Annotated in this window: 10 protein-coding genes; 7 read left to right on the top strand and 3 right to left on the bottom strand. The window is 70.8% G+C overall.

What is annotated here, in order from left to right; translation table 11 throughout:
• Positions 1-281: 281 nt before the first annotated feature.
• Positions 282-1,313 carry a LacI family DNA-binding transcriptional regulator gene (locus OG714_RS05330; RefSeq protein WP_406118875.1) on the top strand — a complete coding sequence of 344 codons (1,032 nt, stop codon included), beginning with the start codon at positions 282-284 and terminating at the stop codon, positions 1,311-1,313.
• 163 nt (positions 1,314-1,476) lie between these two features.
• Here the strand turns inward: OG714_RS05330 and OG714_RS05325 are convergent, their stop codons facing one another.
• Positions 1,477-1,818, bottom strand: coding sequence for a hypothetical protein (locus OG714_RS05325; RefSeq protein WP_406118874.1), 342 nt, complete (start codon positions 1,816-1,818; stop codon positions 1,477-1,479).
• A 48-nt stretch (positions 1,819-1,866) separates the two neighbouring features.
• Between OG714_RS05325 and OG714_RS05320 the strand changes: the two genes are divergently transcribed.
• Together OG714_RS05320 and OG714_RS05315 are read left to right on the top strand one after the other, a co-directional pair.
• Entirely contained in the window at positions 1,867-2,364 is a 498-nt protein-coding gene (locus tag OG714_RS05320; protein WP_406118872.1) for an AMP-binding enzyme, read from the top strand.
• A gap of 111 nt (positions 2,365-2,475) precedes the next feature.
• Positions 2,476-5,703: a glycosyl hydrolase family 95 catalytic domain-containing protein gene (locus OG714_RS05315; RefSeq protein WP_406118870.1), complete on the top strand. Its 3,228-nt coding sequence runs from the start codon at positions 2,476-2,478 to the stop codon at positions 5,701-5,703.
• An 81-nt stretch (positions 5,704-5,784) separates the two neighbouring features.
• Here the strand turns inward: OG714_RS05315 and OG714_RS05310 are convergent, their stop codons facing one another.
• Together OG714_RS05310 and OG714_RS05305 are read right to left on the bottom strand one after the other, a co-directional pair.
• On the bottom strand, positions 5,785-6,927 hold the full coding sequence (locus OG714_RS05310; protein WP_406118868.1) for an ARPP-2 domain-containing protein: 1,143 nt from the start codon (positions 6,925-6,927) through the stop codon (positions 5,785-5,787).
• The gene (locus tag OG714_RS05305) at positions 6,924-8,363 is read right to left on the bottom strand and encodes a hypothetical protein (protein ID WP_406118867.1); all 1,440 of its coding nucleotides are present in this window, start codon (positions 8,361-8,363) and stop codon (positions 6,924-6,926) included. Before OG714_RS05305 ends, OG714_RS05310 begins: the two co-directional genes overlap by 4 nt.
• Positions 8,364-8,599: 236 nt before the next feature.
• Between OG714_RS05305 and OG714_RS05300 the strand changes: the two genes are divergently transcribed.
• From OG714_RS05300 to prcB, 4 genes are all read left to right on the top strand, one after another.
• The gene (locus tag OG714_RS05300; protein ID WP_406118866.1) at positions 8,600-9,886 is read left to right on the top strand and encodes a hypothetical protein; all 1,287 of its coding nucleotides are present in this window, start codon (positions 8,600-8,602) and stop codon (positions 9,884-9,886) included.
• Positions 9,887-10,116: 230 nt separating this feature from the next.
• Complete coding sequence (locus OG714_RS05295) at positions 10,117-11,598, top strand: hypothetical protein (RefSeq protein ID WP_406118865.1); 1,482 nt, start codon at positions 10,117-10,119, stop codon at positions 11,596-11,598.
• A 253-nt stretch (positions 11,599-11,851) separates the two neighbouring features.
• A complete protein-coding gene (locus tag OG714_RS05290; protein ID WP_406118864.1) occupies positions 11,852-12,811 on the top strand; it encodes a YbhN family protein in 960 nt (319 codons plus the stop codon).
• A gap of 72 nt (positions 12,812-12,883) precedes the next feature.
• Positions 12,884-13,738 (top strand): proteasome subunit beta, encoded by an 855-nt coding sequence (gene prcB / locus OG714_RS05285; protein WP_406118862.1) that lies wholly within the window; start codon positions 12,884-12,886, stop codon positions 13,736-13,738.
• Positions 13,739-13,742 lie beyond the last annotated feature (4 nt).

Raw genomic sequence — 13,742 nt, 5'->3', positions numbered from 1 at the left:
TGATGGGCCGGGGGCGGGGTCTGGACGGAGGATCGGAGTCGGCTCGCAGGAGCTGTGGCGGCCGGGTGTGCCGTCCGCGACCGCTTGGTCCGCCTTGTGGGCGGCGTCGACGGTGGGGGAGTGTCCCCGCCGATCGCGGGCGATGTTCCAACGACCTTCATCGGAAGATCAGGACGTTGGGACGTCATGACAATTTAAAGCGCTTTAATTCCTGGTACTATCGACTCGTTTCGAGAGCGTGTCAAGGGTGTTGCGCGAGAAGATTGCGGCCGGGAGGCACAGTGGAGGACGTGGGGGCGGAACGTCGCCGGGCAGCCGCGAAGAAGCGCCCACGGCTGGAGGACGTGGCCGCACGCGTGGGTGTCTCCACCGCGTCCGTCTCCCTCGTGCTGCGCGGTGTGGCGGGCCCCAGCGAACGCACCCGGCAGCGAGTCCTGAAGGCCGCCGCCGAGCTCGGCTACCAGGTGGACCGCACCGCCAGCCTGCTGGCGAGCAGGCGCACCAGGATGCTCGGCGTCATGGTCGACGTCCACAGTCCCTTCCACGCCGACCTGGTCGAGCACCTGCACTCGGCCGCCGAGGAGGTCGGCTACGACCTCGTCCTGAGCACCCAGACCCGTACCCGGGACGAGCGCACCGCCGTCGAGACACTGCTGGCCTTCCGCAGCGAGGCACTGATCCTGCTCGGCCCGACAGCCCCCGTCGACACGCTCGCCGCGCTCGACGGCAAGGCCCCCGTCATCGTCGTGGGCCGCCGGATCGAGGAAGGGGAGCTGGACGTGGTCCGCACCGCGGACGACGACGGCGTGGGGCAGATCATCGACCGCCTGGTGACGCTCGGGCACCGTGAGATCACGTACGTCGACGGCGGCAAGGGCGTGATCGCCACCGACCGGCGTCGCGGCTACCGCACGGCCATGCGGCGGAACGGTCTGGACGCGCACATCAAGGTGCTGCGCGGCGACAACACGGAGGCGGCCGGCGAGCGCGCCGCCCGCCACCTCCTCGACGCCAGCCAACTGCCCACCGCCGTGGTCGCGTTCAACGACCAGAGCGCGATCGGTGTGCTGGCCGGTCTGGCCCGCGCCGGTGTCTCCGTCCCCGGTGAGGTGTCCGTCGCGGGGTACGACGACGACAGGCTCTCCCGCCTGAGCTGCTTCGACCTGACCACGGTCAGCCAGGGGGCCGAGGCGCAGGCGCGCTACGCGGTCGCCGCCGCGGTGGAACGCCTCGACCAGGGCCGCACCGAACCCCGAGAGGTGATCCTGGCTCCGCACCTCGTCGTGCGCCGCACCATAGGCAAGGCGCGCTGACGGGGTCCGTGGCACGGCGCAGTGTGATCAGGCCGCGCTCGCCTCTGCCTTCGTGATCGGGGAGGGCGCGATACGACCGTGTCGTCGGACGGGTGATCATGTGGTCGCGGCCGGGACCGGGGGAGTCGGCCGGTGTGCTGCCTCACCCCGAACTCGCCCGCTGTCACTGTGTGTTGAGCTTGGCGCGCAGTCCCAGGACCAGCAGTTCCAGTGCGGTCTCGAAGCTGCGGTCCATGGGCCGGTCCCGGCCCGAGTCCCATCGGACCAGGAACGCGTTGTTCTCCAGAAGACCGAGATTGCGGGTCAGGGCGGGGAAGGCGTTCGGGTTCACCGTCCGCAGCCGGGTGCGCGAGCAGTTCGGCCCCGGCGTGCTGCTCTCCGGCCCCTGTCTGGGCGTCGCCGCCACCGCGTACGACGAAGAGGGCAACGAAATCACCGACGCGCTCGGCGAGTTGGTGATCACCCGTCCCATGCCCTCGATGCCCGTCGGCTTCTGGGGCGACACCGACAACTCCCGCTACCGGGCCGCCTACTTCGACACCTACCCCGGTGTGTGGCACCACGGGGACTGGGTGCGCTTCAGCGCGGCGACCGCAGCTGCACGGTGGCCGGACGCTCCGACGCCACCCTCAACCGCGGCGGAGTACGCCTGGGCACCGCGGAGTTCTACCGTGTCGTCGAGGAACTGCCCGACGTGGACGACAGCTTGGTCGTCCACCTGGAGGACCAGGCCGGTGGTGGCCCCGGCGAACTGCTGCTGTTCGTCGTACCGCGGGCCGGCGGCGCACTCGACGACGCCCTGCGAGGGGGCATCGCCGCCGCGCTGCGGGGCGCCCTGTCCCCGCGCCACGTGCCCGACGCCATCACCGCCGTGCCGGTCGTCCCGCGGAATCGCACCGGCAAGAAACTCGAACTGCCCGCGAAGAAGGTCCTGTTGGGAGCCGCTCCGGCCGAGGTAGTGGACCGGGACACCCTGACCGACCCGACGGCACTGGACACCTTCGTCGCCCTGGCCGCCCTGCGTCCCGCGCACCACAGCCCCGTCCGGTGAGTTCAGCGCGTTCTGCAGTGCACGCCTATAGACATCCGATCTATTCTGCCGCGACGATGAACGCGCTTTCCACAGAGGTCGATGTGGAGCCGCCTCCTTGTAATTGAGCCGATGAATGCGCCGGGAGATTTCACCGTGGTCAATGAGCCCCAACCGCAGCGCCGTAGCGTCCTCAAGATCGGCGGTGCGTTCGCTCTCGCACCTCTGTTGGCCGAGCTGGCCGGTGGAACCCTCGCGGGGCAGGCCGTCGCCGCGGAGCGCGGCGCGTCGTCGGCTGTCCGGTGGCCGGTCCTGTCGCGCAAGGCGCTGAAGTACTCCGTACCGGCCACGGACTGGGAGTCGCAGGCGCTGCCGATCGGCAACGGCCGACTCGGCGCCATGCTCTTCGCCGATCCGTACGAGGAGCGGATCCAGTTCAACGAACAGAGCCTGTGGGGCGGCCTCAACAACTACGACAACGCGCTCGCCGGCAAGCCGGACAGCGACTTCGACACCGGTATGACGGGCTTCGGCTCGTACCGGAACTTCGGTGACGTCGTCGTCACCTTCGCTCCGCGCGCGAGTCCGACGGTCACGGCCCCGGGTGGGCCGTACAGCAGCTCCTCGTCGGAGGGCGTCGACAAGTCGTACGACGGTGACGCGAGCACCAAGTGGTGCATCGAGGGGCCAGGTTCGAAGGTTCAGTGGCTGGTCGAGCTGCCCGAACCGGTCGTGGTCGCGACCTACGGTCTGACGAGCGCCAACGACGTCCCGGAGCGCGATCCCCAGGAGTGGACGCTCTCCGGTTCCGCCGACGCCACCACCTGGACCACGCTGGACAGCCGCACGCTGACGGCGCCCTTCGAGAACCGTTTCCAGACGAAGGAATTCACCTGCGCGGCCCCCGCCGCCTACCGCTTCTACCGGTTCGACTTCGTCCCCAAGGCCGGCGTCAGCCACTTCCAGGTCAGCGAGATCGGGCTGTCCGGCGTCGACTTCGGCGCGGGCGGCTCGGTGTACCTGTCGTCACCGAGCGGCCACTCCGAGGGGTCCGGCACCGGGGCCGGGGCCACGGACATCTCACGTTCGGTGGACCGCGACCCGGCCACGGTCTGGCGGGTCCACGCCGACGCACCGGCGGTCGTCTGGCAGGCCGAACTGCCCCGCGCGGTCGCCGTCACGTCGTACGCGCTGACGGCGGCTCCGGACCGGCCGCGCGACGACCCCCGGCGGTGGGTCCTGGAGGCGTCGCAGGACGGGCGTACTTGGACGGCCCTCGACACGCAGAACCCCGGAGCGCCCTTCGCCGGGCGCGGCGAGACCCGGACCTTCCGGTTCGCCAACAGCACGGCCTACCGCGTCTACCGGCTCACCCTGACCCCCGGCGCGTCCGCCACCGGCTTGCAGATCGCGGAGATCGCCCTGGTGGGCGCGGACCTCGACACACGCACGCAGCGGACGGTCGTCGACTACCAGCGCAGCCTCGACTTCGTGAAGGGCATCCACGTCACCCGCTTCGGCGCGCCGGGGCGCCGCGTCCTGCGCGAGGCCTTCGCCAGCCGGTCCGCGGACGTCATGGTCTTCCGGTACAGCTCGGACGAGGCCGGGGGACTGTCCGGCGCGATGTCACTGACGTCCGCACAGGACGACGCTCCTACGACCGTCGACGCCGGCGCGGGGCGGATCGCCTTCAGCGGTGTCATGGGCAACGGACTCAGGCACACCTGCACCGTCCAGGCCGTACACACCGACGGCGACCTCCGCGCCGACGGGTCGGTGCTCCGGTTCAGCGGCTGTACGACCCTGACCCTGTTCCTCGACGCCCGCACCGACTACAAGCTCGACGCCGCCGCCGGGTGGCGCGGACCGGCTCCGGAACCGGTCGTCGCCAGGACGCTCACGAAGGCTGTCGCCCGGCCCTACGACAGACTGCGCGACGAGCACACCGCCGCGACACGCTCCCTCATGGACCGGGTCTCGGTCGCCTGGGGCACCTCGGCGCCCACCGTCGCAGCGCTGCCGACCGACGTACGGCTGACGCGGTACGCGGCGGGCGGCGAGGACCCGACACTTGAGCAGACGATGTTCGACTACGGCCGCTACCTGCTGATCAGTTCCTCCCGCCCGAACGGCCTGCCCGCCAACCTCCAGGGGTTGTGGAACGACAGCAACCAGCCGGCATGGGCCTCCGACTACCACACCAACATCAACGTCCAGATGAACTACTGGGGGGCCGAGACGACCAACCTGTCCGAGTGCCATGAGGCACTCGTCGGGTTCGTCGAGCAGGTGGCGGTGCCCAGCCGCGTGGCGACGCGCAACGCCTTCGGCAAGGACACACGTGGCTGGACCGCCCGTACCAGCCAGAGTGTCTTCGGCGGCAACTCCTGGGAGTGGAACACCGTCGCGAGCGCCTGGTACGCCCAACACCTCTACGAGCACTGGGCGTTCACCCAGGACTTGGCCTACCTCCGCACCGTCGCCCACCCGATGATCAAGGAGATCTGCCAGTTCTGGGAGGACCGGCTCAAGGAGCGCGAGGACGGACTCCTCGTGTCACCGGACGGCTGGTCGCCCGAGCACGGGCCGCGTGAGGACGGCGTGATGTACGACCAGCAGATCATCTGGGACCTGTTCCAGAACTACCTCGACTGTGAGGCGGTACTCAAGGCGGATCCCGCCTACCGGGCCAAGGTCGCCGACATGCAGGCCCGCCTCGCTCCGAACAAGATCGGCAAATGGGGTCAACTACAGGAGTGGCAGGAGGACTTGGACGACCCCACCGACCACCACCGCCACACCTCGCACCTCTTCGCGGTCTATCCGGGCCGCCAGATCACCCCGAAGACAACCGACTTCGCGGCCGCCGCCCTCGTCTCGCTCAAGGCACGGTGCGGCGAGGAGGACGGCGTCCCGTTCACGGCCGCCACGGTGTCCGGCGACAGCCGCCGCTCGTGGACCTGGCCCTGGCGGGCGGCCCTCTTCGCCCGCCTCGGTGACGGACATCGCGCCCAGATCATGCTGCGTGGGCTGTTGACCTTCAACACGCTCCCCAACATGTTCGGCAACCACCCGCCCTTCCAGATGGACGGCAACTTCGGTATCACGGGCGCCGTCGCGGAGATGCTCCTGCAGAGCCACGACGGAGTCATCGACCTGCTGCCCGCCCTGCCGGACGCGTGGAAGGCCAAGGGTTCCTTCACCGGGCTCCGTGCCCGTGGCGGCTACGAGGTCAGCTGCGCATGGCGGGACGGGAAGGTCACGTCGTACAGAGTCGTGGCCGACCGGGCACGCAGCCGGAAGAACGTCACCGTGCGAGTCAATGGCGTCGACCGGAGCGTGAAGCCGGTCAAGTCCTGAGTGACACGGTGCAGGCCGTCGCCCCGATCCCGCGTACACCGGCACCAGGTGCTCCCGCACCCGAGCCTGCTCTCGGTGGCCTCAGGTCCGTCGCTGCTTCCGGTATCCGTCCAGGATGTCCTGCCGGAGCAGGAAGCTGAAGCCGGCGGAATCCAGCCGTAGCCCCAACTGGGCTTCACTGACGCCGAGTTCGGCCGCGGTGTCCGCCAGGTGCCAGTCGTTGGCGGCGAGTCTGCTGAGGAGGTGGCCGCGGCGGACCTGGCTCTCCGACAGGCGGAAGGTCTTGAGGTAGGTGATCCGGCCGCGGTCGTCGGTGATGGCCTCGCCGATGTGGTTGCCCTGCTTGGGGCGGAACTGCGGCAGGAAGCGGGAGAGGGTGAAACGCCCCATCCGGTGGACCGACTGCCAGGTGTGCTCCTGCTCCAGCAGTTCGGCCGCCATGGTGGTGTCGTGGAACTGCGCCCAGACGCGCTCCTGTTCGGCGGCCGCCGTGCGCAGCTGGGCCAGGGAGCGGATCCCCGCGTCAGGGACACGGGCCCGGAAGTCCTGTACCGGCGGCATCAACAGGGCGTAGTGGTGGATCAGTTCGCCGTACAGGTCCTGGAGGAGCGACGAGTGCAGCGCCCGGTAGTCGTCGGGATGCGGGACCACGAACGCGGCCGCCAATGCGTCCGAGACGTAGACCATCAGACCGCACTGGCCGGGGTGGATCTCGAAGACGCGCAACGCGTCGGCGAGGCCGCGCACTTCGGCGCCCACGTAGGCCTCCTCGACGCGCGGGGAGAGGCCTTGGCGGATCGCGCGCTGCGACCATTCCTCCCAGGCGATCGTCGGGCCGCCGAAGTGCAGTGCCAGGTAACCCTCCAGCGCGAGATGCATGGGGAGGAACCGCAGCCGGCCCTTGGCCTCGCGGCGGGCCATTCTGCGGTGGATGCGCAGGCCCATCGTGGCGGTCGGCACCGGGTCGGCGTCGGCGGAGAGCTGGGTGCCGTAGGCGGCCGCCGGTGTGCCGTCGCCGGTCCAGGTGGCGACGAAGCCGTGCGGGACGTAGGAGAGGTAGGCATGCCGCGGGCCGACCTCGACCAGGCCGACCGTGTCGCCGTAGAGCCGTGGGTTCAGACGGAGGTCGACGACGGGCTCCTCGCGCACGAGTGGCACGAGGCGGACGCCGCCCCAGATCTGTGAGGGGCGGGTGGTCAGGCCGGTCAGGTCGAGTGTGGTCATCGCGCCCGCTCCTGGTGGGTGGCGTCGAGCATGCGGGTCGCCCGGGTGTCCAGGTAGGTGATGAGTTCGGCCAGCCCGGTCCGGCCTTCCGCGAACTGGGCGAGTTCCACCAGCGCGGGAAGGTCCTCGGCGTCACGGACACCGGCGGTGGGCACCGTCGGGGACAGCCGGCGCACGTCGAAGTCGGCGGCGTCGTAGACCGGGTTGAGGTGCACGATGCTGGTGCGGCGCTCGGGGTCGAGCCGGGTCCTGAAGACGCGCAGCACCTCACCGGCCAGGCCGGGAGGCGCGTTGTCCCAGCCGTCGGAGACGATCACCAGTCTCGACGGCGCGGTGTCCAGCGCGTCCAGGATCCGGCGGCCCAAGGGCGTCGGCCCGTACGGACGGGCCAGCAGCGCGTCGGTCCGCCCGGACGTCCACAGCCCGGTGTAGTCGTCGGCGAGGGTCGCGAGCAGATGGTGGCAGGCCAGGGCGACGGCCAGCGGCCGACGTCGCTTGTGGACCGAGCCGAAGGCGGAGAAGCTGTCGTCCAGTACGGCGGTGACCTTGCCCCAGCTTCCCCGGTGCGGTCCGGCGACCCGGCGGGCGGCCGATTCCAGGGCGTGGGTCAGCTCGGCGCGCCGGCGCAGACGATCCTCGACCGGCAGCGAGAGCACATAGGTCGCCAACCGGGTCAGCGGCATCCGGGCCAGGTCCGAAGGTATCCCCGTGGCGCCGATCCGGTGCGCGGAGTCCCGCAGCCGCAGAGCCTCCAGACGGGTCATCCGCGGGGCTATGCGCTCCAGGAACACCTTCCTGGGAATGCCGTGCTTCGCGGCGAAGCCCTCCGCTGCGGTGTAGGGCAGTTCGTACAGTGCGGCCTGCTCGTAGTGCGCGCGCCGCCATGTCTCCAGGAGGGGTGCCTCGTAGTGCTTGCGGGTCAGCGGCGCGAACACGAACGCCCCCAACTCCTCGGTGGCGGGCGCGAGATGGGCGTGGCGAAGGGCGCGCTTGAGGCCGCCGCGGTACTTCACGGCGTCGAACGCCGCGTCCGGGCGGGCGGACAGCCAGTCACGCATGATCGCGCGGCAGCGACGGTTGTTCACCCGGGCCCGGCGCAGGGCGTCGAACAGTCCGTACACGCGCTGCGGCGGCAGTATCGCAAGCCGGCCCGCGATCAGCCGGCCCTCGCTGCGACGCTGCTCGGCGGTCGCTTCACCGGAGGTCTCCAGCAGGTGCCGGACGATGAGGACCGCGTTGTGGTCGTTGATGTCGAGCGCGAGCACCCCGGCGTACAGGTCACGGTAGTTCCCCAGCATGTACGCGTGGAGAAAGTCCAACGACAGTCGCTGCTCGCCCGCGTCGCTGTGGAACTCGCGCTGGCCGGTGGAGGTGATCGCCGCGTTGACGAAGAGCAGGACGTCGTCGGCCGCGATGAGGTCCCCGTACGAATCCATACGACTCTCCCCCTGTCGTCCCCCGTAGATGTGGACGCCGGCCGGGGAATGGGGGCACGAACTGCGAATCATTGCTTCATAGGCAGGTTCCGGAAGTCGCACCGGAGTCCCGCGGCCGGCCCCAGGACCGTAACAGAGCAGGCCACAAGCCCTCCACCGACTTTGCGCACGAGTCGACGCGGCCCCACGCCGGCCGGCGGGTCGCCGAACGGGCCCTAGAAAACTAGGGTGTTGTGGTGACTGACGTTGAGGCTGTGGCACGGGTACGAGTCGGTGGCGGGCGGAGTGTCGGGCGGCTGGTCTGCCATCCGCGGCTTCCGCTCGTCGCCGGCCTGGAGGCGGAACGTCCGGTGGTCCACATCTGGGACTGCGGTGCGGGCCAGTTGCGCGAACTAGCGTCTGTCGCAGCCGAGTTGAGTGGATACGACGAAGCCGTCGACCGGGACCGGGCGCGGGAATCGCCCGCTGTGGCCTGGCATCCGCACGAGCCGCACCTCATGGTGGCGGGCGCGGGCAGGGTGGTGCGGTGGTCCCCGGCCGGTCCTGCCGAAGCTGTCGAGCTGAAAGGGCCTCCTCCCACTGCCTGTTACCGCGGTCTGGCGTTCAGTCCGGACGGTCGGACGCTGTGGGCGTCGCCGTCGTCGGGCGACGAGGACAAGCCGTGGGACAGCTCCGACGTCCTCGATCCGGTGTCGGGGACGGTCGGTTCCGGCCCGCGCTGGGACACCGGGATCGCGGAGCATCCCGGCGGCGGACTGGTGGCGACACTCCGCAGCGATCAGGGCGCGACGTACGTGCTCTTCGCGCGGGTCGACAGCGAGACCGCGCCCGGCGCCTCGATGCGGGTGCTGCGCCGGGCGTTGATCCTGGACGTCGACGGATACGAGACGCCGGTCTTCAGCGCGGACGGACGTCACCTCGCTGTTAGGGGCAACGCGTACGACAACTCGCTGGAGGTGTTCGCGTTTCCTTCCCTGCGCCGCGTTCTGGCGACAACGCTCGGCGAGCCCAGCCCGGGTTACCCCTACCCGCAGGAGTGGCTCGACGAGATGCGCGCCTGGTCACGGCAGAACATCGCGTTCGGAGTCCGGCCCGGAGTGCTCTGGGTCGGAACGCCCACCGGGACTCTCGTCGAGGTCGATCTCGAAACGGAGACCGCGGTCGTGCACGACGTGCCGGCCGGCTCCCCGGTCTCCGGGCTGGGCGCCACGCCGGCGGGCGAACTCGTTGTCGCCGGCGCGGGAGGCGACCTCGTCCTCCTGTCCGTGCGCGGCGACTCCCCGAAGACCCGAGGCCAGGACTCCGACGCGGCGAGGGCCGCGGTCACGGCGTTCTTGGACGCCACCTCCGAGGTTCCTGAGGTTCCCGACGGCGACGACCTGGAGAACCACCTCGTGGTGACCGACGGGACCCGCACCTGGGAATCGGACGATCTGGCGACGGTGACCATCGCGACGGCGGCGGATCCGACCTGGCTGCGAATTCAGGCAGCGGTCAACAACGCACGCGATCAGGGCAATTGACCGCTGGGAAGGACACCTACGGCTTCGCCCTCGAAGCGGGCCGGGAGAGCGCGCGGGCGTCCCCTGAGGAGACGTGCAGCGTGCAGGGCCGTCAGCCGCTTGGCTGAATTGCAGGCCGCAGCCGCGCCCACCGCGAGGTAGTTTGTCCATGTTTTCCCTGGCTCCGGCCTTTATAACTACAGGCTGTAGGGTGCTGGAAACCCTACAAACTGTAGGGGGAGGGGTGGGCAATGTCCGGCAGCGCGTACGCCACACTCGCCGGGACGCGACGGCTCGGACCGCCGACCGCGTCCCGCCGCTCGGAGTACCCGCTCGCCGTGGTGGCGGTGGCCTTCACCCTGGCCCAACTGGTCTTCGTACGCCCCGGGTTGGGCCTCGGCTGGGACGAGACGGTCTACGTCAGCCAGCTCAGCGCGCACGCCCCCGCCGCCTTCTTCAGCGCACCCCGCGCCCGCGGCATCTCCCTTCTGGTCGCCCCCGTCACCTCCTGGTCCTCGTCCACCACCCTGCTCCGCGTCTACCTCGCCACCCTCTCCGGCCTGGCCCTCCTCCTCGCCCTCCGCACCTGGCGCGGCCTGTTTCCCGTCCACGTCCTCGCCCTCGCGGGCGCCCTGTTCGCCTCCCTCTGGGTGACCCTCCTCTACGGCCCGCAGGCCATGCCCAACTACTGGGTCGCCGTGGGCGCCCTCGCCGCGGCGGGCTGCTGTCTGCGCGCCCGAGCCGACCCCTCCGACCGCGCCGCGCTGTGGGGCCTGGCGGCGAGCGCGTCCCTGATGGCGTGGATGCGCCCGACGGACGCGGTCTGGGCGACGCTGCCGCTGCTGGTGTTCGTCGTGGCCGTCCGTCAGTGGCGCCTGCTCGTGGCCCTCCTCGCCGGGCTCGCGTCCGGCGCCGCGGAGTGGGTGATCGAGGCGTACGTCAGCTACGGCGGCCTGACGCAGCGGCTGCACGACGCCTCGGTCATCGAGGGCGGACTCGGCTGGCATGTCGCGGTCGTCGACCAGCTGCGCAGCCTGGGCGGACGCGCCCTGTGCCGCCCGTGCACGGGGGAGATGCCCAACCCGGCGGTGGACCTGTGGTGGCTCGTGCTCCCCGTACTCGCCGTCGTCGGACTGGCCGTCGCGGTCCGCGCACGGCGCACGGCGGCCACCGCCGTCCCGCTCGCCTGCGCCGCCACGGCCGCCTTCCCGTACCTGTTCATGATCGGATACGCCGCTCCGCGCTTCCTGCTGCCCGCCTACGCGCTGGTGGCGATCCCGGTCGCCGACGCGCTGATCCACCTGGTCACCAGACCGACCGGAGCATGGCGGGCGGTGGCCGTGACCCTGCTCGCGGTGGGGCTCGCCGGGCATCTGGCGATCCAACTCGCCGTCCTGGAACGGACGGTGAGCCGTACGAACACCCAGCACCGCGACTGGTCCCGCACCGCCGCCGAACTCCACCGCCTCGGGGTGAGCAAGCCGTGCCTGCTCACCGGCCAGGACGCCATCCCGATCGCCTTCTACACGGGCTGCGCCTCCGCCGCGATCGGGGGCCACAACGCCAACACCTCCCGGACGACGCTCGACCGCACGGCACGCCGCATGCCCGTCGCCGACATCACACCGGTCGGCAGCCGCCCACCCCCGTACGCCCGCGACTGGACCGTGCACCGCCAAGGCACGCTGGACCTCCGCGTGGCCCCGAGCGCGGAGAGGGGCGGAGGCACATGACGGCACCGCCCGCCCCCGGCACGGCGACCATGAGCGAGCCTGTTCGCCGGCAGTCCGCGGTCCTGCTTGTCCGTCGCTACGGCGCGCCCGTCCTCTGTGGCCTCCGGGGGGCGGGGCCGGCGGCACGTGTCACCCGCACCGTGCCGACCACGCGCAGGCGCGTCGCCCGACAGGCCGGGCGTCCAGCTCAGCGCGTTTGCCGCGGCGCGTTCAGCCTCGGCGTCGCCCCCACCACGCCGAAGGGTGGCGGCGGATGACGGCACCGCCCGCCCCCACCCCCACCCCCACGACCACCACACATCGACGACGCGCCTTCTTGCACACCGCGTTGACCCTTGCTGTCCTGATCGCCGTGGTCTGCATGGTGCGACGGCACTGGCCCGTGCTCGCGAGCGGGGCCGGGCGGCTCGCCGGCGCCGATCAGGGGTGGCTGCTGGTGGCCGCGACGGCCGCGCTCGGGACGTGGGTGTCCTCGGCGCTCGCTCAGCAGGGCGCGGTGCCCCAACGGCTGCCCGGCGGAAGGCTGGTGGCCTCGCAGCTCGCCGCGTCCGCCGCCAACCATGTGCTGCCCGCCGGGCTCGGCGCCGGTGCCGTCAATCTGCGTTTCCTGATGCGCTGTGGGCTGCCGGTAGGCCGCTCAGCCAGCGCCCTCGCCGTCAAGGCGACCGCCGGCGTGGTCGTCCGGATCGTGCTCATCGGCGTTCTCGCCGCGGTCTGTCCGGGTGTGCTGCGTGTCCCGGACATCTCCATGGGCGTGGTGGGCGTCGTCCTCGCGGTCGTCGTCCTCGTCACCGTGTTGCTCAACTGCCCGCTGTGGCCCCGGTGCCGGCGCGCGCTCGGCACGGTGCTGACCGACATCCGGGCCGTACACACCTTGCCGCACCGGGCAGTTGCCTTGTGGGGCGGCTCGCTGGCCTTCGCCGCGCTGAACTGCCTGGTGCTGATCTGTGTCACCCAGGCCGTCGAACTGCCGCTGTCCCCAGCCCGGGTGGCGCTGCTGTACCTCGCCGCCAGCAGCGCCGCCGCGCTGCTGCCCACACCGGGTGGTATCGGTTCCCTCGACGCGGCCCTGGTCTTCGCGCTCACCGAGTCAGGGACCACGGCGTCGGCCGCCGCTTCCGTCGTCCTCGGCTACCGGCTGCTCACGGTGTGGCTGCCGCTGATCCCCGGCCTGTTGGTGCTCGGGGTGCTGGTCCGGCGCAAGGCACTCTGACCTCAACCGCGTTTCCCGCCCGGCCGGTTCAGGTAGGAGTCCGATATCTGTCCGTGGGCGAGGGGGAGTTGTATGGCGGAGAATGAGATGAGTGGCCGGCTGGCGGACGAGTTCTTCACTCCCGGGACCTCGTCCTTCACCGAGTTCCTGTCGGCGCACCGGCCCGCACTGCTGCCGACCCGCCGCCCCTTCCCGGAGGGCGTCCGCGCCGGCGCCGACCAATTCCCGCACGGCACCACGGTGTTGGCCCTCTCCTACCGTGACGGCGTGCTGATCGCCGGCGACCGCAGGGCCACGATGGGCAACGTCATCGCGCAGCGCGACCTGGAGAAGGTGCACCCCGCGGACGACTACACCGCGGTCGCCTTCGCCGGTACGGTCGGGCTCGCCGTCGACATGGTGAAGCTGTACCAGGTCGAGCTGACGCACTTCGAGAAGATCGAGGGCGTCCCGATGACCCTCAACGCGAAGGCCACCCGCCTCGCCGGCCTGATCCGTCAGAACCTCGGCCAGGCCATGCAGGGCCTCGCCGTCGTACCGCTCCTCGTCGGCTACGACCCCGCCGCCCCCGAGGGCGCCAAGGGCCGCATCTTCACCTTCGACGTCGTCGGCGGCACCTACGAGAAGCCGGACTTCCACGCCGAGGGCTCCGGCTCCCCGTACGCCAGAGGCTCCCTCAAGAAGCTGTACCACCAGGGCATGTCCCGCCGCGACGCGGCCCTGGCCGCGTTGCAGGCCCTGTACGACGCGGCCGACGACGACTCCGCGACCGGCGGCCCCGACATCAACCGCCGTATCTTCCCCATCGTCTCGGTCATCACCGAGGACGGTTTCGAGCGGCTGCCCGAGCCGGAGACCGAGGGCCTGACCCGCGAGATGGTCGAACAACGCCACAACCACCCGGACGGGCCCACCGTCGCGCCGTGAGCGA

Origin of the sequence: Streptomyces sp. NBC_00989 (assembly GCF_045162655.1) — a bacterium.
Taxonomy (GTDB): Bacteria; Actinomycetota; Actinomycetes; order Streptomycetales; family Streptomycetaceae; genus Streptomyces.
The sequence above is the reverse complement of the archived record's forward strand: the minus strand, read 5'-3'. Positions and strand labels throughout refer to the sequence as shown.

Excerpts from the sequence above, each read along its gene's own strand:
- OG714_RS05315 (WP_406118870.1), top strand. The coding sequence starts at position 2,476 with ATGAATGCGCCGGGAGATTTCACCGTGGTCAATGAGCCCCAACCGCAG.
- OG714_RS05310 (WP_406118868.1), bottom strand. The coding sequence starts at position 6,927 with ATGACCACACTCGACCTGACCGGCCTGACCACCCGCCCCTCACAGATC.
- OG714_RS05305 (WP_406118867.1), bottom strand. The coding sequence starts at position 8,363 with ATGGATTCGTACGGGGACCTCATCGCGGCCGACGACGTCCTGCTCTTC.
- OG714_RS05295 (WP_406118865.1), top strand. The coding sequence starts at position 10,117 with ATGTCCGGCAGCGCGTACGCCACACTCGCCGGGACGCGACGGCTCGGA.
- OG714_RS05290 (WP_406118864.1), top strand. The coding sequence starts at position 11,852 with ATGACGGCACCGCCCGCCCCCACCCCCACCCCCACGACCACCACACAT.
- prcB (WP_406118862.1), top strand. The coding sequence starts at position 12,884 with ATGGCGGAGAATGAGATGAGTGGCCGGCTGGCGGACGAGTTCTTCACT.